The 19715-nt window shown below is 62.1% G+C and carries 19 protein-coding genes; 6 read left to right on the top strand and 13 right to left on the bottom strand.

Going from position 1 to position 19715, the window contains the following annotated elements; translation table 11 throughout:
• The first annotated feature begins 114 nt into the window (after positions 1–114).
• Positions 115–1008 carry a sugar ABC transporter permease gene (locus tag CO667_RS06575; RefSeq protein ID WP_097617717.1) on the top strand — a complete coding sequence of 298 codons (894 nt, stop codon included), beginning with the start codon at positions 115–117 and terminating at the stop codon, positions 1006–1008.
• On the top strand, positions 1008–1841 hold the full coding sequence (locus CO667_RS06580; RefSeq protein WP_097617615.1) for a carbohydrate ABC transporter permease: 834 nt from the start codon (positions 1008–1010) through the stop codon (positions 1839–1841). The genes CO667_RS06575 and CO667_RS06580 overlap by 1 nt, the downstream gene beginning before the upstream one ends.
• Positions 1842–1950: 109 nt before the next feature.
• Here CO667_RS06580 and CO667_RS06585 read toward each other — a convergent pair whose 3' ends face one another.
• From CO667_RS06585 to CO667_RS06600, 4 genes are read right to left on the bottom strand one after another with little or no spacing between them, the layout of a single operon-like run.
• A complete protein-coding gene (locus CO667_RS06585) occupies positions 1951–3183 on the bottom strand; it encodes an O-antigen ligase family protein (RefSeq protein ID WP_097617616.1) in 1233 nt (410 codons plus the stop codon).
• A complete protein-coding gene (locus CO667_RS06590; RefSeq protein ID WP_097617617.1) occupies positions 3180–4742 on the bottom strand; it encodes an undecaprenyl-phosphate glucose phosphotransferase in 1563 nt (520 codons plus the stop codon). The genes CO667_RS06585 and CO667_RS06590 overlap by 4 nt, the downstream gene beginning before the upstream one ends.
• Positions 4743–4798: 56 nt before the next feature.
• A complete protein-coding gene (locus CO667_RS06595) occupies positions 4799–5968 on the bottom strand; it encodes a glycosyltransferase family 4 protein (RefSeq protein ID WP_097617618.1) in 1170 nt (389 codons plus the stop codon).
• Positions 5969–5971: 3 nt separating this feature from the next.
• Complete coding sequence (locus CO667_RS06600) at positions 5972–6547, bottom strand: polysaccharide biosynthesis/export family protein (RefSeq protein ID WP_097617619.1); 576 nt, start codon at positions 6545–6547, stop codon at positions 5972–5974.
• A gap of 191 nt (positions 6548–6738) precedes the next feature.
• Here CO667_RS06600 and CO667_RS06605 point away from each other — a divergent pair, with 191 nt between their 5' ends.
• On the top strand, positions 6739–8907 hold the full coding sequence (locus CO667_RS06605; protein ID WP_097617620.1) for a Wzz/FepE/Etk N-terminal domain-containing protein: 2169 nt from the start codon (positions 6739–6741) through the stop codon (positions 8905–8907).
• Positions 8908–8932: 25 nt separating this feature from the next.
• Here CO667_RS06605 and CO667_RS06610 read toward each other — a convergent pair whose 3' ends face one another.
• Together CO667_RS06610 and CO667_RS06615 are read right to left on the bottom strand one after the other, a co-directional pair.
• Positions 8933–10174, bottom strand: a complete 1242-nt coding sequence (locus CO667_RS06610) for a GNAT family N-acetyltransferase (RefSeq protein WP_097617621.1) — start codon at positions 10172–10174, stop codon at positions 8933–8935.
• Between the two features lie 224 nt (positions 10175–10398).
• Positions 10399–10608, bottom strand: coding sequence for a DUF2842 domain-containing protein (locus CO667_RS06615; RefSeq protein WP_097617622.1), 210 nt, complete (start codon positions 10606–10608; stop codon positions 10399–10401).
• Positions 10609–10723: 115 nt separating this feature from the next.
• Here CO667_RS06615 and CO667_RS06620 point away from each other — a divergent pair, with 115 nt between their 5' ends.
• Positions 10724–11827: a COX15/CtaA family protein gene (locus tag CO667_RS06620; protein ID WP_097617623.1), complete on the top strand. Its 1104-nt coding sequence runs from the start codon at positions 10724–10726 to the stop codon at positions 11825–11827.
• A 19-nt stretch (positions 11828–11846) separates the two neighbouring features.
• Here CO667_RS06620 and CO667_RS06625 read toward each other — a convergent pair whose 3' ends face one another.
• From CO667_RS06625 to CO667_RS06650, 6 genes are all read right to left on the bottom strand, one after another.
• Positions 11847–12638 (bottom strand): sulfite exporter TauE/SafE family protein, encoded by a 792-nt coding sequence (locus tag CO667_RS06625; protein WP_097617624.1) that lies wholly within the window; start codon positions 12636–12638, stop codon positions 11847–11849.
• Between the two features lie 179 nt (positions 12639–12817).
• A complete protein-coding gene (argC, locus tag CO667_RS06630) occupies positions 12818–13750 on the bottom strand; it encodes an N-acetyl-gamma-glutamyl-phosphate reductase (RefSeq protein ID WP_097617625.1) in 933 nt (310 codons plus the stop codon).
• Between the two features lie 61 nt (positions 13751–13811).
• Positions 13812–14774, bottom strand: a complete 963-nt coding sequence (gene speB, locus CO667_RS06635) for an agmatinase (protein WP_097611103.1) — start codon at positions 14772–14774, stop codon at positions 13812–13814.
• 350 nt (positions 14775–15124) lie between these two features.
• On the bottom strand, positions 15125–15592 hold the full coding sequence (rpsI, locus tag CO667_RS06640; protein ID WP_003573972.1) for a 30S ribosomal protein S9: 468 nt from the start codon (positions 15590–15592) through the stop codon (positions 15125–15127).
• 2 nt (positions 15593–15594) lie between these two features.
• Positions 15595–16059, bottom strand: coding sequence for a 50S ribosomal protein L13 (gene rplM / locus CO667_RS06645; RefSeq protein ID WP_010069368.1), 465 nt, complete (start codon positions 16057–16059; stop codon positions 15595–15597).
• A gap of 302 nt (positions 16060–16361) precedes the next feature.
• A complete protein-coding gene (locus CO667_RS06650; RefSeq protein WP_097617718.1) occupies positions 16362–17240 on the bottom strand; it encodes a LysR family transcriptional regulator in 879 nt (292 codons plus the stop codon).
• Between the two features lie 93 nt (positions 17241–17333).
• Here CO667_RS06650 and CO667_RS06655 point away from each other — a divergent pair, with 93 nt between their 5' ends.
• Both CO667_RS06655 and CO667_RS06660 read left to right on the top strand, forming a co-directional pair.
• Positions 17334–17564: a DUF1127 domain-containing protein gene (locus CO667_RS06655; protein ID WP_097617626.1), complete on the top strand. Its 231-nt coding sequence runs from the start codon at positions 17334–17336 to the stop codon at positions 17562–17564.
• 97 nt (positions 17565–17661) lie between these two features.
• The gene (locus tag CO667_RS06660; protein ID WP_097617627.1) at positions 17662–18486 is read left to right on the top strand and encodes an enoyl-CoA hydratase; all 825 of its coding nucleotides are present in this window, start codon (positions 17662–17664) and stop codon (positions 18484–18486) included.
• Between the two features lies 1 nt (position 18487).
• Here CO667_RS06660 and CO667_RS06665 read toward each other — a convergent pair whose 3' ends face one another.
• On the bottom strand, positions 18488–19324 hold the full coding sequence (locus CO667_RS06665; protein ID WP_097617628.1) for an EamA family transporter: 837 nt from the start codon (positions 19322–19324) through the stop codon (positions 18488–18490).
• Positions 19325–19715 lie beyond the last annotated feature (391 nt).

The following is a 19715-nucleotide window of genomic DNA, read 5'->3' on the forward strand; positions in this document are numbered from 1 at the left end:
CGGCCGTCCGCCCGGCGGTCGTGGCCTGTGTCTCGTCGATCCTGAGTTGAAATGAGCGCCGGGAGCTCTGGCTTGCTGCGCGATGACCAGAGCTTTGGCTTCATGGGGTCCTGGATGAAACGCTCCGCACTTGATGGCTCGCAACATACCAATTTTATCTATTTATTGCCTGGATTGCTGCTCTACGCGGCTTTTGTCTTTGGACCGATCGTCGCGGCTTTGGGTTTGAGCCTGACCAGCTGGGACGGCTTGACCATGCCCAAATGGGTTGGCCTGGGCAATTACGCCGATCTCTTTTCCGACAGTCGATTTTATATTGCCTTGCGTAACAATGCCGAGCTGATGATCTTCTACTGCGTCCTGCCGCTCGTGCTCGGCATCACGCTTGCTGCCTGCGTCTGGAATCTGAAGCAACGCGAACAACTCGCCCTGCGGACGTTCCTGTTCCTGCCTTACATCATGCCGACCGCCGTGCTGGGCATCATCTGGGCCTGGCTCTACAATCCTGCATTCGGCCCATTCAACCAGTTTCTGAGAGCCGTGGGATTGGGCAGGCTCGCATTGCCCTGGCTCGGAGATTTCAATTTCGTGCTTCCCGCCGTTGGGATCGTTGCCACATGGTATTTCTTCGGTTTTTGCATGGTCATCTTCCTCACCGGAATTCAGCGCATCGACCCATCTCTTTTCGACGCCGCCAAGGTCGACGGCGCTTCGGCGCGAAAGACCTTTTTCTGGATAACGCTGCCGCTTCTCATGCCTGAGATCAGGGTGGTTTTGCTGTTGACGGTCATCGCGTCGATCAAAAGCTTCGACCTGATTTTTACCATGACCCGCGGCGGGCCTGCGAATGCGACGCTGGTGCCGAATATCTACATGTATCAGCTCGGCTTCGAGCTCAATCGGTTCGGCGCCGCAGCCGCCATCGCCATTGTCGGCGCCTTGCTGACATTCGCAATAAACTATGCAATTCACCGGCTGGTGGGCTCGAAAAGCAAAGGATTGGCTTGATGAGCCGTTCGTCCAACATCCCCGCCGCCACGCTGTTCCTTCGCCTTGTTCTCTGGCTTCTCGCTTTCGTCACGATCACGCCGTTCCTGCTTCTGCTACTGACGTCAATAAAGAGCAAGGCTGACGTTCTCAGGGGCGCATTCGCGTTGCCGGCCTATCCGCATTTCGAAAACTACGTCGATGCCTGGAATGCCGGGCATTTCAACATCTACTTCTGGAATTCGATCATCGTTGTCATACCCGTCGTTGCAGCCAGCGTTTTTCTCGGCCTGCTCACGGGTTTTGCCTTCGCCTACCTGTCGTTTCCGTTCCGGCGCACGCTTTTTGCGATCCTGACGCTCGGCATGATGGTGCCGGCGGAGGCCTTCATCATCCCGCTTTATTATGAAATGCGCTATCTCGGGCTGATCAATACCTATGCGGCTCTCATCGTGCCGCAGATCGCCATGTCGATCCCATTCTCGACGATCTTCCTCGCCAGCGCGATGCAGCAATTGCCGGAGGAAGTTCTCGAAGCGGCGGTCCTCGACGGCGCTGGACGCTTCTATATCCTTCGCAAGATCGTCGTCCCGCTGATGATCCCGGCCATGTCGACACTGGCGCTGTTCCTGTTCATCTGGACCTGGAACGAGTTTCTCATTCCGTTCATTCTGGTCAATGACGACGCCTATCGGACGCTGCCCCTCGGCATGCTGTTTTTCCAGGGACGCTACACCGTCAACACGCCGGTCCTGACCGCCGGCGCGGTGATCGTCATTGCCCCGCTCATCCTGACCTATCTGGTTTTCCAGCGGCGGTTTATTGCCGGCTTGACTGCAGGCGCGACGAAGTAGACAGGCCGCGTGGAGCTATGGCCTGCGGCCACGCTTGTGGCGCACTTCAAGCGCCGCAGGCGCTATGGCCTCCGGCCTCGCTTGTGACGCACTTCAAGCGCCGCAGGCGCTATGGCCTCCGGCCTCGCTTGTGACGCACTTCCAGCGCCGCGCAGCCCCACACCGTGCCGAGCAGCAGATAGACGTGGCGCCAGTGGTCGATATCGATGACGTTGCCGATCGCCGCATGGCCGAGGACCGAGATCCAGGCGATCATCAGGAAGGGCTGCCACGGCCGGTCGAGCAGCAGGTATCGGAAGCCGAGCGCCAGCGTCCAGACAAGCATGCCGACATAGCTGACGAAGCCGAGCCAGCCATAGGTGGTGAGCGATTTCAGCCAGATATTGTGTTCGTCCTCGGGAAACATCGTGCCGAACACCAGCGGCCCGATGCCGAGCGGGCGCTCCATCATCATGGTGAAGCCGATCCGGTGGCGCTCGAAGCGGCCGAGATGCTCGCCGTCATATTGCTGCACCAGCTGGGCCCGCGCCGAAAACAGTTCGGCGACCTTGGGGATCTGCAGCGCCACCAGCAGCGAGGCGACCAGCATGATGATCGCCGCCAGCGACAGCACCAGCACCCGTAGGCGAAAGGCGCCGCTGCGCTCCTTCAGCAGCATGATGAAAATCAAGAGCCCGACGCCGAGCGCAAACAGCCCCCAGGCGGCGCGGGAAAAGGAGAGGAAGATGCCGAGCGCCAGCACGAGCAGGGCGGCAGCCTTCAGCGGCGATTTCTTCAGGTCGCCGACCAGGATGCCGTGGACGAGATAGAGCGATGGCGGCACCAGGAAGGGGCCGAAGACGTTCGGGTCCTGGAAGGCGCCCTTGGCGCGGTCATAGAGCGTAAATATTTCCGCGCCGGGAAAGGCGTGGAAATAACCGAATATGCCGAGCGCCGATGTGGCGACGGCAGCGAAAACCCAGGCGTTGAAGATCAGCGGCAGCCGCTTGTGGCTGTCCTCGATGATCGCCGCGTAGAACACCGCCGTCAGCGCCAGGAAGGTCGAAACCGCAATATACATCGGCCCCGTCGCCAGATCCTTCATCTGCGTCAGCGACAGCATGCCGCCGATATTGAAGGTCAGCAGCAGGGCGAGCAGCGGCGCCACGCCGCGGGAAATTTTGAGGCCGAGGATGAACCAGAGGCCGATCAGCCCCGCCATCCAGAGTTCGTAGGGCGCCGGCTCGTCGATCACGAAACCGGAGAGGAAGACGCCGAAGGCGACGAAGGCCGAGCCGATCAGGCGCAGCGTCATCCGCTGCGGTTGGGCGACACGGGGATATGTCGCCTCGATCGCGCTCAATAGGCGTTTTCCGTGTTGAGCAGCCGGATCGGGGTCAGGAACAGGATCTTGAGATCGAACCAGAGTGACCAGTTTTCGATGTAGTAAAGGTCGTAGGCCGTGCGGAACTTGATCTTCTCGTCATTGTCGACCTCGCCGCGCCAGCCGTTGATTTGCGCCCAGCCCGTGACACCGGGCTTGACGCGGTGGCGGGCGAAATAGCCCTCGACGACATCGCCGAAGGCGCGATCGCGGGCCTGGGCGAGAACGGCATGCGGGCGTGGGCCGACCAACGAAAGTTCGCCCCTCAGCACGTTGAAAAGCTGCGGCAATTCGTCGATCGAGGTCTTGCGGATGAAGCGGCCGACGCGGGTGACGCGCGGATCGCCCTTGGTCACCGCGGCTTTGCCGGTGGGATCGGCCATGTTGGTGTACATCGAGCGGAATTTAAAGACGTTGATGACTTCGTTGTTGAAGCCGTGGCGCTTCTGCATGAAGAAAACAGGGCCTTCGGAGGTCGCCTTGATGGCGATCGCCGTCGCGACCATCAGCGGCCAGAGCAGTATAAGTGCGACCAGCGCGAAGAAGATGTCGAAGCCGCGCTTGGCGACGGAATCCCAGTCGCGGATCGGCTTCTTGAAAATGTCGAGCATCGGCACCGAGCCGACATGCGAATAGGCCCGCGGCCGGAAGCGCAGCCGGTTGGCATGCGCGGCAAGGCGGATATCGACCGGCAGAACCCAGAGTTTCTTCAAAAGGTCGTAAATGCGCGCCTCGGCCGACAGCGGCAGAGCGATGATCAGCATGTCGATGCGCGTCAGCCGCACGAATTCAACGAGCTCGGCCACGGTGCCGAGCTTCGGATAACCGGCGACCATGATCGGCGAGCGCTTTTCGCCGCGATCGTCGAAGATGCCGCAGATGCGGATGTCGTTGTCATCCTGCTGCTCGAGGATGCGGATCAGTTCCTTGGCCGGCTCGCCGCCGCCGACGATGACGGCGCGTCGCTCCATGATGCCATTGCGTGCCCAGTTGCGGATGCCGTAGGCGACGAGGAAGCGTTCGGCCGCAAGGAAGAGTGCGCCCGCGACGAACCAGGGGATATAGGCATCGACCATTGCCCAGGTGGTGCCTCGAACCAGAGCGAACAGGCCGACGGTCAGGACAAGCGCGATCGTCCACGACGTCAGAATGCGCGGCATCAGCCGCAGCTTGGCCCGAAGCGCGGGAATGGTGTAGGTATCGGCAAGCTGCAGGCCGATGACGGTCAAGGCCGAAGCGATCGCCGCCATGCCGGTCCGCACCAGCGAGGAATCGTTGCCGTCGCCGGGCCAGAAAAAGTGGACGATCAGGGCGATCGCGAAGAGCGCGAGGAATTCCAGCAGCCGCAATTGCCCGATGATGATGACAGGCGAATTGGTTCCATCGCGGAACTGTTCGGCGATCTGGCGGGCATAGGGGTTGATTTCGGTCGGGTCGGAAGGCTTTTTCTGACCCGCGTCGCCGCGCGCCTCGATGTCGGAGACCTGCTTGCGCAGGGCTTCCACGTCGAATTGATCGCCTTTTTCCAGCTTGTTCATGGGGGGCTTTTCGCTCGTTGACACCAAGCGATTACCAGAAAGCCCCTAAGAAACATTTACGAGGCGGCGGGCATTGTCTGGCCGGCGGCGGGATCGACGAGCTCATGGTACAATTTCAGGACATCGCGTGCCATGACGGCGGAGGAGAATACCGCCTTCACCGCCTCGGGCTTCGGCATCGTCTTGGCGTGCCAGCCGGGCGTGCTCAGCGTTTCCGCCATGACGCGGGCGAGATCGTCGGAATTGCCGGCCTCGACAAGTGCAGCACTGTCTGCGCCGAGCACCTCGGGAATGCCGCCGACACGGCTGGCGATGATCGTCTTGCCGGCGCCGAGCCCCTCGAGCACGATATAGGGCATGGCTTCGGCGCGCGAGGGAACGACGAGGTTCTGCGCCATGGAGAAAGCTTCGTGAACGCGCATCGCCGGCAGCATGCCGATGCGTTTGCCGAGGCCGCGTTCGACCATCATCTCGCGGTAGCGGTCGCGATCCGGCCCGTCGCCGATCATCAGCGCCGACAGTGGCCTGCCGAGCAGCCGTTCGGTCTTGGCGAAGGCATCGACAAACAGATCGGGACCCTTGAGGTCCCGGAGCATTCCCACATAGATGAAATGCACGGCATCCGAGCGGGTGGGGATCGGCTCGAAATCGCGCTCGCCGATGCCGTTATAGATCAGTCTCGTTTTCGTCCGCGGCTTGCCCACCTTGCGCGTATAGGTGTCGCGCTCATATTCGCAGATGAAAACAAGCGCATCGGTGAAATATTCCTGCAGGCGCTCCATCCTGAGGACGAACTGTCCGCCAAACGAGGAGCGCGAATAATGCAGGCTTCCGCCGTGCGCGGTATAGAGGCGGGCTACGCGATACCTGTTCACCCGCAACGCTGAGCCGGCAAGTCGCGCGAGCACGCCGCCCTTGGCGCCGTGTCCGTGCAGCACATCCGGCCGCAAACTTTTGATTTTCTTATATGTATCCCACATCGTCGCAATGTCGGACGGGCTGATCGAACGCCGGATCGGCACACGTGTCAGGCCGAGCGACAGATAGGGTCTTATATCGTCGAACAGGCTGTCCTCGTACTCGCCGCCGGTCGAGCTGTCGCAGAGGATGCCGATGTCATGACCGGCCTTGCTGTGTTCCTCGACGAGATCGCGGACATGGCGGAAAATTCCGCCGACCGGCGATCTGAAGCAATGGAGGATGCGGAGCGGTTGCTGTTCTGGCATCGCTCAGAAAAGCCGTTCGCGAACGTAGATCGTGTCGCCGGCGATGATCGGCCCCGATATGTTGATGCGGCCGGTCAGCACCTGTCCGTTGATCTTGCGGGTGACGTCGACCATGCTCTGGTTGGCGCGGCTGGTAAAGCCGCCGGCGACCGCGATGGCATTCTGCACGGTCATGCCGGGGACATAGGCATACTGGCCGGGTTGGCCGACTTCACCCATGAGGAAGATCGAACGGTAGCGATCGACGTCGATGGTGACGTCGGGATCGCGAAGGTAGCCCTGCTGCAGTTTCTGGGCGATCTGCCCCGAGAGTTGCTGCAGGGTCCGGCCACGGGCAGGGACCTGGCCGATGAGCGGGAAGGCGATATAGCCGGCCTGATCCACCGTATAGGTGTTGGTCAGGCTCTGCTGGTCGAAAACGGTAACGCGCAACCGATCGCCGCTGTCGAGCGTATAGGGCTGGATGGTTGCCTCGTTGAAGGCCTTCGGAGCAGGCTGATACGTCGTGCAGCCGCCCAATGCAGCCGTCATGGCTGCAAGGCTCAGGGCCAGAAGAATCTTGGGCTGGACGACAGACATCCGCTTGTGCTCACAGAAAATGAACTCGGTAGAGCCGTTATCGATCCGTTAGGGTTAATGCCCGGTAAAGGCCGCTTGCAATTTCCCGCGTTCCTTCACCGACTGTTGCTCGTTACTCGGCAGGATCGCCATTAACCGTTGAGTTACCATGGTCGTTTACGCTTGCGGCACCTTTGTTGTGGAGTAAGAGCATGTCCGGCGTAGCGCGTGATCAGGATGTGGACATCGACCTCGGCCAGTTGGTCCGCGCCGTCTGGGCGCGTCGGCTCAGGATTTTGGCGATTACCCTCGTGGGCGCGGGCGTCGCCTTTGCCGGCGCCAAGATCATGTCGCCGCAATATCGCAGCGAAACACGCATTCTCATCGAACCCCGCGCGCCGGCCTTCGCCAGCACCCAGCAGGTCAATGACGCCGGCGCCGGTCCGCTGATGGATGAACTGAACATCGCCAGCCAGGTGCAGCTTCTGCAATCGGCCGATCTCCTGAAGAGGGTCATCAACGACCTGAAGCTTTATAACCTGCCGGAATTCGACGACGCCGCCAACGGCTCGGCGATGAGCAGCATCCTGGTGAAGCTGCACCTGAAGAAGAACCCGCTGGAGAACCCGCCGGAAGAGCGGGTGATCGACGCCTTCGTCGAACGCCTGCAGGTCTACCAGGTGCCGGGTTCGCGCGTCATCGGCATCAGTTTCACCTCGAAGGACCCGAAGCTCGCCGCCGCCATTCCGAACGCCATGGCGAATGTCTATCTTTCGACCCAGAGCGGCGCCAAGCTCGATTCCAATTCCGAAGCGACGCGTTGGCTGGAGCCGGAGATCGAGGGCCTGCGTCGCAAGGTCAGCGAGGCCGAGAAGAAGGTCGCCGAATACCGCACCTCGCACGGGCTGCTGCAGACGAACGGCACGACCACCTTTCCGGCCCAGCAGCTGAACGATATCTCCGCCGAGTTGACCCGCGTGCGCGGCGACAAGGCCAATGCCGAGGCGAGGGCGCAGGCTGTGCGCAATGCGCTGTCTTCAGGCGAGGCCTCCGACACGCTGCCAGACATCATGTCCTCCCAGGCGATCCAGCGGCTGAAGGCGACGGAATCCGGCCTGCAGTCGCAAATATCAGATCTGCAGACCAGCCTTCTCAACAGTCATCCCAGGCTGAAAAGCCTGCGCGCCCAGCTTTCCGATATCCGGAGCCAGATCCGCCAGGAGACGCAGAAGATCCTGGCGAGCATCGAAAACGAGTCCAAGGTCGCCGATCTCCGCGCAAGCGAGCTAGAGCGCCAGTCGGACACGGTGCAGGCCAACAGCGCCCGCGCCGGTGAAGACGAGGTCGGTCTCAATGCGCTGGAGCGCGAGGCCACCGCCCAGCGCCAGCTGCTCGAAACCTATCTGGTGCGCTACCGCGAGGCCGCTTCCCGCGCCGACAGCAATTCGAGCCCGGCGGATGCCCGGATCGTTTCCAAGGCTGTCGAGCCGGTCGATCCCTATTTCCCGAAGGTAGTGCCGATCGTCGTCGTCGCTGCCGTCGCGACGCTGATCATGAGCGCCATCATCACCATGCTGGCCGAACTTTTCAGCGGTCGGGCGCTCCGCCCCGTGGATGCATCCGCTGAGGCAATCGAGGCGGAAGCAGCCGTCGAGGAGAAGCATGTGCCGCAGGCCGCGCCGATCGCCGCTGCCGCCAGAAAGCCTGTCCAGCCGAGCATGCTCGCCGTTGTCGCGGCGGAAGAGGAGGCGATCGAGGACGTGAAGGCGGCCGAGGAGGCGCCGGAGGACGACAACGAGTTTTCCGTCGCCTCCGTCGCAGACTATCTCAGCGGCAGCCGCGCGCCGCTGGCTATCGCAATCTCTCCGACCGGTGACAATGGCTCGGCGGCGACGGTCTTGCTGACCCGCATGCTCGCCGATGCCGGCCGCCGCGTCATCCTGATCGATATGACCGGCTCCGGCTACCCCACGGAACTGATGGCCGAGGACCAGGCCGCTCTTGGCGTCACCGATCTGCTGTGCGGCGAGGCCGCCTTCGGCGACACGATCCACAGCGACCGCTTTTCCGATGCTCACCTCATTCCCCAAGGCCGGAGCGACGTGCGCCGCGCCATGCGCGGCGTCGACCGGCTGTCGCTGCTGCTCGATGCGCTCGCCGCCGCCTATGATCTCGTGGTGGTCGAATGTGGTTCGGCCGATGTCGCCGGCGTCTCGCGGCTGACGCGCAGCCGCGACGTCGAGATCATCCTGTCGCTGCCCGAGGTCGAAGAGAGCATCTTCGTTGCCCTGATGACGGAATTCCAGGCTGCGGGCTACGAGCGCGTCGTGCTGATGTCGGGCGGTGACGGGGCCGAGCAGGAGTTCGGCCGGGCGGCGTGAACCGTCGGCCCATCCGCCTGAACGGTTAGCCGATCCGTGCCCGGATGCTCTGGGCGAATTTGTAGAGCTTCGGGCGCGCCTTGATATGCGCTTTGCCGCGGGTGACGATCCGGTGGGCAGCGCCGGCGGCGACGCCGAACGGCGAGACCGGCAGCACCACGTCGTAATGCGCGGTCTCGACAGGCGCCCAGGAACGCTTGTAGGTCTGGTCGCCGAGGCCGAAATCGAACAGTGCGATACCCTTGCCATGCAGTCCCGAGATGGTCTGCCAATAGAGGAATTCGCCGGGGCTGGTATCCGGCACGAGTTCTTCGTCGATCGCGCCGAACTGGCAGATGATGTGGTCGCCCTTGCGCGAAATCCCTGAAATCGCCGCGATCCGCTCTTCCTGCCCGCCCTTGAGCCGCAGCACATGCATCTGCAGCCCGAAATACGGCCTGCCGTCATCCCGCTTGTCGATGAGGCCGTGCAGGAAGGTCCGCGTTTCCTGGTCGGCGAAGACGTCAGGCAGGCCGAGGCTGGCGAAGCGGACGCTCTTCAGGCGGAAGAACAAATCGAGCAGACGGTGCTGTTCCTCCGATGTCTCGGGGATAGCGTATTCGAAGCCGCCGGCCGCCTCGAGACGTTTCGACTGAACGCGGAATTTCTTGCGCCGGTTCTTGGCGTTGATCTGCTTCAGCGTCTCCTCGAAAGTGGAGAGGAACGGCAGCTGGTAGGCATGATTCTGGTTCCGCACCATCGGCAGCCCGGCAAGCGGGCTCTTCCGCCCACGCCATTCCAGCGGAATGTTCTGCAGCAGCAGCAGATCGGCGCGACCCTTCAGCGCCTGCTGCAGCCGGCCGGCGAAGTCGTGAGGATCGATGGTCCCACCGGTTTCGGCAAAGCCTTCCGAGAACAGGCCGGTATTGATGTTGCTGTGATCGGCGGCGATGAATTTTGCAACAATGAGCCCGCGGGATTTGACGATCTCGACCGGCAGAATGAACGCGGCCTGGCCGCCATAGGTGCCTTTGAGGATTGCAAGCGGCCGCTGAAAGGCGTTCACCCAGGCCGCGCACCAGTCGTAACTCTGATGCAGCGACTGGAGATTGTCGCGCTCCAGTGCCCGCCACTCCTCCTCCAGCGGCTGCATCGTGTCGAAGACTTCGATGTCGATTTCAGCCATGGCGAGTTTCATACTCAGCTGGCGCAGGCGCGAAATGACCATATCGGCCGGCGCCGCGTCCTCGGACGGCTGTCGATGAACATCGAGCTTTTTCGTCTGCACGGGTTTTCTCCGGTCAAAAATGCTGAACGGGAAGGTAGGAATGCAGGACGTATATTTGGTTTACTCGCACGCGATGGGCGAGGTTTTCCGCCGATCACGGTTATTCGGCCGTTAATGGCCCTAAAGCATGTCGCGCAAAAGTGTGCAGCGGTTTTGCGACAACGACATGCGTAAAAACAAAGACCTAAAGCGCGACAAGCGAATCTGAAAGATCGCGACGCGCTTTAGCGCTGCCGCGGTCCGGCCATCCATTTGATGATCACCATTGCCGGCAGAACCCAGAGCAGGCCGGTGAGCAGGAAATAGAGCAGGTGGCCCCACCAGGGCGCGTTACCGAGCGTTGCCACCGCAATCGTATTCGCCACCAGCGCATAGACCAGCACGAGCACGATGATAAGGATCGTGCCGATGAATTTGCGAAGGCGGATGGGCATCGGTTATCTCTCGGCAGGGACGGGACGAACCGGCGCGACGGCATGCCGCAAAGGTTCGGGGCTTGTTTTGCATGAGCCGGTGGGGCAAATCAACTGCCGGATAGAAGGAGACATCATGGCCGTCGCAAACCCGACCACGGAACAGGCGATCCTGAGCGAAGTGCGCAAGCAGAACCGCGACCGCCGCGCCTTGCGCTTCTGGCTGGGTTTCGTGCTGTTGGCGCTCTTCTGTCTCGTGCTCGTCGGTGGCGCCACGCGGCTGACCAATTCCGGCCTGTCGATCACCGAGTGGAAGCCGATCCACGGCGTCATCCCGCCGCTCTCGGCCGCCGAATGGGAGGAGGAGTTCCGCCTCTACCAGCGCATTCCCGAATTTCAGCAATTGAACAGCTCCATGACCGTCGACGAGTTCAAGGGCATCTTCTGGTGGGAATGGGCGCACCGGCTGATCGCCCGTGGCATCGGCGTGATATTCGCGCTGCCGCTCCTCTATTTCTGGCTGACCGGGCGGATCGAGAAGCGCCTGCGCTGGCCGCTCGTCGGCATCCTGGCGCTCGGCGGCCTTCAGGGCTTCATCGGCTGGTGGATGGTGTCCTCTGGCCTGTCGGTCCGCACCGATGTCAGCCAGTACCGGCTGGCGACGCATCTGGTCATGGCCTGCCTGATCTTTGCCGGCTGCATGTGGATCATGCGCGGTCTCTCGCCACATTCCAACGATCCGGCGCCGGCACGAAGCTCGCGCGGTTTTGCCGCCGCAATCGCTATTTTCGCGCTGTTCCAGATCTATCTCGGCGCCCTGGTGGCGGGGCTCGACGCCGGTTTTTCTTACAATACCTGGCCGCTGATGGATGGCGCCGTCATCCCCTCCGATCTGATGATCCAGCAACCCTTCTGGATCAATGCCTTCGAGAACCCGAAGACGGTGCAGTTCATCCACCGCATCGGCGCCTATACGCTCTTCGCATTGACGCTGATCAATATGGTGATTGCGCTGCGCGCAGCACCTTGGACCACCCATGCACGCCGCGCCGTGCTGCTCTTTGCGCTGGTGACGCTGCAGGCGGCGATCGGCATTGCCACGCTGCTGATGCAGGTGCCGCTGCACTGGGGCCTGCTGCATCAGGCCGGCGCGCTCGTTGTTTTCGGTTTCGCCGTCGCCAACTGGCGCGGTTTTTACGGCGAATACCCGCACGGGACGATGATCGCCGAGCACGATTGAAGCTCGGCGCTGCTGGGGTCTACCGCAGCACGCCGTCGAGCAGCGGCATGCCGATGATCGCCGCGGCGGCGATCAGGACATAGCAGGCGATGCGGAAGGTCCGCTCTTCGGCGAGCCCGAACAGTTTCGAGCCGCCGTAGAGGCCTACCGCATAACTCGGCACAATGACGGCGGTGAGCGCGAAGACGGCAGGCACGAACAGTCCGCCGAAATAATAGCTGATGGCGCTGAACACGCTCGAAATCGAGAAATAGAGCACGACATTCGCCCTGACGCGGGTGAAGTCGCTCTTGCCGCCGAGCCAATAAGCGACAACCGGCGGCCCGCCGAGCTGCGCGGCGCCGCTGAAAAGCCCGGCGATCAAGCCGATGCCGCTGGTCAGCGGCGGGGATGGCTCCCCATGATAGCGCCATCCCGACACCAGCAGCGCAAGCAGGCAGATGGCGATGATCGTGATGCTCCAGCGCAGCACCAGCGGGTCGAGCAACGCCAGTATCGTCGTGCCGGCCGGGATGCCGAGCGCAGCACCTGCCGCCATGACGAAGACCTCGCGCCGGTTGGCGCCGCGCCAGGCCGGCGGGATCATCCCGAGTGAGGCAATGCCGTCGATGACGAGCAGGATCGGTGAGATCAGCTTCGGCCCGACGATCGCGCCGCCGATCGGAACGAAGATCAGGGCGGCGCCGAAGCCCGAAAAGCCGCGGGCGAGCCCGGCGATGAAGGCAAAGGCCATCAGCGCATAGATGCCATGGTCGGGCAGGGCAGCGGTAAACCATGCGTGCACGCCATCGACCAGCGCATCGAGCGTCATGACATCAGACTCCGTGATTCGGGAACGGCAGGCGAGGAAGGCCCGCTCTCATAGCCCAATCGTTGCCGATGTTCGAGCCGAAAGCGATGCGCGGCCGCCGAGGCAAGCGGCCGCGAGATCATGATGATGAGATCGACATAAAGCGTGAGCGGCATCACGTCGATGCCGCCGCTCCCGCCTTACGAGGCGAGCATCAGGTCCATGTTCTGGACGGCGGCACCCGATGCGCCCTTGCCGAGATTGTCGAGCAGCGCCACGAGGTTCACCTGCGAAGCACCCGCAGTGCCGAAGACGAAGAGCTTCATCGTGTCCTTGCCTTCGAGCTCGACGGCGTTGACGCGGGGCAGGGCCTTGCTTTCGGCGAGCGGCACAACACTGACGATATCCTGGCCGGCATAATGGGCGACGAGGGCGGCATGGATGGCCTCCATCGTCGTGCCCTCGGCGAGATCGTCGAGGTGCAGCGGCACCTGCACGATCATGCCTTGCGCGAACTTGCCGACCGACGGCGAGAAGATCGGCGCGCGGTCGAGCAGGCCGTGCACGGTCATCTCGGGTACATGTTTATGGGTCAGCGGCAGGCCGTAGAGGAAATGCGGCGCGGTGATCGCATCCGGGTGGTCCGGATTTTCCATTTGCGCGATCATCTGCTTGCCGCCGCCGGTGTAGCCGGAGACCGCGTTCACCGTGACCGGATAACCGTCCGGCAGAATGCCGGCGGCCCGCAGCGGCCGGATGAGGCCGATCGCGCCCGTGGGATAGCAGCCGGGATTGGCGACGAAACGAGCGGCCTTGATCCTGTCGGCCTGGGCGCCGTCCATTTCGGCAAAGCCATAGGCCCAGCCGGGATTGACGCGGAAGGCGGTCGAGGTGTCGATGACGCGCACATTGTTGTTGGCCGACACCATCTGCACCGCTTCCTTGGAGGCGTCGTCGGGCAGGCAGAGAATGGCGATGTCGGCGCTGTTCAGCATGTCCTCGCGCAGGGCGGCGTTGCGCCGCTCGGCTTCTGGAATGGACAGAAGCTCGACATCGCGGCGGCCGGCCATGCGCGTGCGGATCTGCAGACCCGTCGTGCCGTGTTCGCCGTCGATGAAGATTTTCGGTGCCATGTTAAACCTGCGCTTTCAATGGGTTCTGAAGGTTTCCGGATTCAATTTGAGCGATGATAAGTCAGCCTTGTGACACGGCGATGGCGCGTCGCTCGGCATGAAGCCCCAGCATATACATCGCCACCGTCGCCCCCGCAATGGCGGTGATATCGGCATGATCGTAAGGCGGCGATACCTCGACGACATCGGCGCCGCGGATATCGAGCTGGTGCAGGCGCTGCAGCACCGAGAGGATCTTGGCGCTCGACGGGCCGCCGGCCACCGGCGTGCCGGTGCCCGGCGCAAAGGCCGGATCGAGGCAATCGATATCGAAGGTCAGATAAGCCGGCGCACCGCGGGTGTGGGAGATGATCGCCGAAGCGATGTCGCCGGCGCTCATCTCCTCAACCTGATGACCGTAGAGGATATTGACGCCGCAATCCTCGGGCGCATGGGTGCGGATGCCGATCTGGATCGAGCGGTCGGGATCGATGATGCCCTCGCGGACGGCCCGTGCCACGAAGGAGCCGTGGTCGATGCGTCGGTCTTCGTCGAACCAGGTGTCCTGGTGCGCGTCGAATTGCACGAGCGCCAGCGGTCCATGTTTTGCCGCATGGGCTTTCAGCAGCGGCCAGGTGACGTAGTGATCGCCACCGAGCGTCAGCAAAAAGGCGCCGCTGTCGAGGATGGCGTTCGCCTGGCGTTCGATGGCCGCGGGCGTATCCTGATGATTGCCATAGTCGAGCAGGCAATCGCCGTAGTCGATCACCGCCATCTCGGCGAAGAGATCGCGGTTGAACGGATATTGCGGATCATTGTCGAAGATTGCCGAGGCGCGCCGGATTGCTTGCGGTCCGAAGCGCGTGCCTGGCCTGTTCGAGGTCGCGGCATCGAAGGGAATGCCCCAGACGGCAACGTCGACGCCGGCAAGTTCCTTGGTGAAGCGGCGGCGCATGAAGGACAGCGCTCCGGCAAAGGTCGGGTCGCCGGCGGCGGAGGTGAGGCTGGTGGCGGTAAAGGCATGATCAATGGACTTGTTCGCCAAGAGGGGGCTCCTTCTCTATGGGCGCTAAACCATAGTCGCGTTCGATGTCGACCTTATATCGGCCGGTCACCGGTCGCGACCAAACCGCCGGGCGACGAAATAAGCTGCGCCGGGCGGTCAGGTTTGCCTGATCTCCCGAAAGGACGGATGTTTCCTTTCGGGGCAGGAAAGGGGTAGGCGAGGTGGAGCGAGATTTCAAGCAATCCTTCGCTTGACGGCCGTTCTTGGCTTTCGAGCGGCCGCTATTCCGCAGCAGTTCGTCAGGCCGCCTTCCCGGGAGGCCGCCGCAGGGCGCAAAACAAAAAAGGCCGGGTTGCCCCGGCCTTCGTAATTCCGTCTGTCCGAAGCGATTAACGCTTGGAGAACTGGAACGAGCGGCGGGCCTTTGCCTTGCCGTACTTCTTGCGTTCGACGACGCGGCTGTCACGGGTCAGGAAGCCGCCCTTCTTCAGCACCGAGCGAAGGCCCGGTTCGAAGTAAGTGAGCGCCTTGGACAGGCCGTGGCGAACAGCACCGGCCTGGCCGGACAGGCCGCCGCCGGCAACGGTTGCGATGATGTCGAACTGGCCGTCACGGGCAGCCGCAACGATCGGCTGGCGCAGGATCATCTGCAGCACCGGACGAGCGAAATATTCCGCGAATTCCTTGCCGTTGACGATGATCTTGCCGGAGCCCGGCTTGACCCAGACGCGGGCGACGGCGTTCTTGCGCTTGCCGGTCGCATAGGAGCGGCCGAGCGAATCGACCTTGCGGACGTGGGCCGGAGCAGCAGCTTCGGAAACAGTGCCGAGATCCTTCAGGGAGGAGAGGTCAGCCATGATCAGGCGCTCCTTACGTTCTTTTTGTTGAGCGCGGCAACGTCGAGGGCGACCGGCTGCTGGGCTTCATGGGGATGGTTGGAGCCGGCGTAAACGCGCAGGTTCTTCATCTGGCGACGGCCGAGCGGGCCGCGCGGAACCATGCGTTCGACGGCCTTTTCGAGGACGCGCTCCGGGAAGCGGCCTTCGATGATCTGGCGCGCGGTGCGCTCCTTGATGCCGCCGGCAAAACCGGTGTGCCAGTAGTAGACCTTGTCGGAATACTTCTTGCCGGTGAAAACCACCTTGTCGGCATTGATGACGATGACGTTGTCGCCGTCGTCAACGTGGGGCGTGAAGGTTGCCTTGTGCTTGCCGCGCAGACGCATAGCGATGATGGAAGCGAGACGGCCAACGACCAGCCCTTCGGCGTCGATGATCACCCACTTCTTCTCCACCTCTGCAGGCTTCTGGGAGAAGGTTGCCATAGTGAATACTCTCTTTTGGGACCCTTGGCCCGAGGGCTTGAAGGGCGTTTCTTGTTGCTTGGATTGGCAGGCTTGCGGCATGCCAAAAAGAAAGCAGCCCGGACAGGCTGCGTTCTGGGGCGGTGTATAGAGGGAATGTGACATCGGGTCAATATCGACGTTCCCGAGGATTGGAAAAATACACAAGCGAAAACAATAAGTTAGATATATGGTATTATGTTACCACATATTTATCGGCTGAAGATCTGCCGTGTCTGACGCTTTTCTCCTGCAGGGTTTGACGCCACGGTCGAAAGCGGCGGCTAATCTTTGAACGCGCGCAGGCATTTCACCATTTCGCGAAGGCCGCGTGTCAGATGTTTGTCCCGGCGCAGAACCATGCCGAGGCGGCGCGTGAGCCTCGGCTGCAGCGATGACGTCGTCACCAGGCCGGCGCGGTCGCGCTTCAGCGCCAGCCCCGGCAGGATCGACCAGCCGAGGCCGACGGCCACCAGTTCCTTGATCGCCTCGATGCTGCCGAATTCCATCGCCGGCCGAATACTGGTGTCCGGTGCGGCCAGCCACGCGTCGATTGCCCGCCTCGTATTGCCGCCCTCATAAAGCAGCAGCGTCCTGTCGCGCATGAAGGCGGCGTCCGGTCCACCGTCGGGTATCAGGCTGCCGGCGGGAGCGACGGCCAGCAATTCCTCCTCGTAGAACGGTTCGATCTCGAAGTTGCGCCCCGAGGCCGGCAGGGCAACGACGGCAATGTCGAGGCTGTTGGCCTCCAGATCGCGCAGGACGTCGTCGGCATCGCCGATGCGCACGGTGATTTCGAGGCCGGGCATGGACTTTCTCGCGGCGGCAATGGCACGAGGAAGCAGGTGGATCGACGCCGTGCCGCCGCTGCCGATGCGCACGCGGCCGCTGGCGCCATCCCTGTAGGGCATCATCGCTTCTTCCGCGGCGGCCGATTCCTGCAGCAGTCGCCTTGCATGCACGAGCAGATCGAGGCCTGCCGCGGTCGGCTGCGCTCGCCGCCCGATACGCTCGATCAGCCGGACGCCGAGCCGCTGCTCGAGCCCCTTGACCTGCAGGCTGACGGCCGGTTGCGTCAGTCTCTCCTTGTCGGCGGCGGCCGTAAAGCTTCCGAGATCGGCGACGTTAACGAAGGTTGCGAGCTGATCGAGGTTCAGGGCCATACCAAAGATTTCCTTATGGGTACGATAATATCCATAAGCTTCCTTCATGAGATTTTCCAGTCATCCTTCGCGTGTTGAAGAAAGGCAGAAGAGATGGCCATGGAATTGAGCGACATCCTTGAAACGTCTCGCGATCTCGTTCGATCGAAAATTCGCCGGGCGGCGCGCTGGGGCCGGTGGCTGCTGGCGGCCATCGAGCATCGCCTGGAAAAGCGCCGCAGCCGCCGTACGCTTTGCGAGCTCACCGATGACGAGCTTTGCGATGTCGGCCTGACCCGTGCGGAGGCGAAGGCCGAGATATCGAAATCCTGGTTCTGGTCTTGACTGCGGCCGCCGCGGAAAGAGCGGATCCTGCTCGAAATTGCCGGCGCCTTGTGGCAAAACGTTTGCTTGGAATCGAGCGAGCGCAGGGAGCAGCATCATGGCCGAAATCGTATCCTTCCCGGACACAGACAGGGCGAATGGGTTGCTGCTCCGCTCGCTGCGCGACGGCGTGCTGCGCCTGGTGCTCAACGACCCACCGGCCAATGCGCTTTCGATCGCGCTTCTCGAAGCGCTGATGGCCGAGCTCCAGAAGGCCGGATCGGATGCGGATGTGCGCGTTGTCGTCATCGCCTCGACCGGCAACGTCTTTTCCGCCGGCCATGATCTCAAGGAACTCACCGCCCATCGCGCCGATGAAGATCAGGGAGCCGCTTTCTTCGAGAGGGCCTTCCGGCTCTGCGCCGATCTGATGCTGAAGATCGCGCATCTGCCGAAGCCCGTCATCGCCGAGATCGATGGGCTGGCAACGGCGGCCGGCTGCCAGCTCGTCGCTTCCTGCGATCTGGCAATCTGCACCGACACTTCGACATTCTGCACGCCGGGCGTCAATATCGGCCTGTTCTGTTCGACGCCGATGGTGGCCGTCTCCCGTGCCGCGCACCGCAAGCAGGCGATGGAAATGCTGCTGACCGGTGAGACGATCGACGCCTCGACCGCCAAGGATTTCGGCCTCGTCAACCGCATCGTGCCGAAGCAGTATCTGGCGCAGGTGGTTTTCAAATATGCGGGGGTGATTGCCAGCAAGTCGCCGCTGACCTTGAAGATCGGCAAGGAAGCCTTCAACCGCCAACTCGAACTACCGGTCGAGGCGGCCTATGATTATGCCGCCAAAGTGATGGTCGACAACATGCTGACTCAGGATGCGCAGGAAGGCATCGGCGCCTTCCTCGGCAAGCGTACGCCGGCATGGAAAGGCGAATGATTCACGCCAGTTTCAGAACCAGCCCGCCGATTGCGATGACGACGCCGGCGACGTAGCGCCAGATGCTGGCTTTTTCCTTGAACACGGTGATCGAGATCACCAGCGCAAAGAGGATCGCGGTTTCGCGCAGTGCTGCGACGGTTGCGACCGGGGCTCTTGTCATCGCCCAGAGCGCCAGCCCATAGGAAGCGATCGAGCCGGCGCCGCCGATGAGGCCGCGCCACCAGTTGCGACGGACGTGCCGCGCCACGGCGACAGCGCCGCGCTGGGAGGCTGCCCAGGAAAACAGCAGCACCGGCGGCAGCAGCGACATCCACAAAGTGTAGGAAACCGCATTGCCGGAGATGCGTGCGCCGATGCCGTCGACATAGGTGTAGCTGGCGATGACAAAGGCATTGGCAAGCGAGAGCAGGACGGCGCGGCTGCTGCCGCGCCGTGCCTCCAGCGCGAGTGTCAGGACGCCGGCGCAGATCGTCATCGTCCCCGCAAGAGCGCCGGCGGAAAGATTTTCCTTCAGGATGAAGCCGCTTGTCGCGGCAATCAGCAGCGGCGCGCAACCGCGCATCAGCGGATAGACGAGGCCGATATCGCCGGCCCGGTAGGCCGCGGCCACCAGCTGGAAATAGGCGAATTGCAGGATGGCCGAGATGCCGATGAACGGCCAGGCTGCGCTTTGCGGCAACGGAAGAAATGCCAGGAAAGGCAGCGCTGAAACCGCGCCGCCGGCCGAGATCAGCGCCGCATCGAGGGACTTATCGCTGCCGGCCTTGACGATGGCGTTCCATGTCGCATGCAGCAGTGCGCCGAAGAGAACGAGCAGGATGACGTCGAGTGGCAAGGGAGTAAATCCGGAAAAGATGAGGGAGGCGGAAAACGCCTTGCCGTCGGCGTTTCAAATTCCTGAAAAGACAACTGGGATTTGCACGAAAATACATGGCGGCGGTCGTGGACGCGTTCATATGTCGAATAGCATTCTTTCAGTATGGAAACAATTGCGGTGCATTGGAGCAATTTCTACGTGCGCTCGACATGCGTTCAATCCACACGATCGTTTCAACTATGAGATGTTTCTAATGGACGCGAGAACAGACGGCGGCATTATCGCGAACAAAAGAAGAAACTGTCTGCAGGAGTTAGGCGACCGATTATTCTATGCTGCTGAAATACAGATACTATTCTATAACTTTGACATACCGGAAATTTAAAGCTTTTGATTGTGAAATCTCTGG

The sequence above is a fragment of the Rhizobium sp. L43 genome, assembly GCF_002531725.1.
In the GTDB taxonomy this organism is placed as follows: Bacteria; Pseudomonadota; Alphaproteobacteria; order Rhizobiales; family Rhizobiaceae; genus Rhizobium.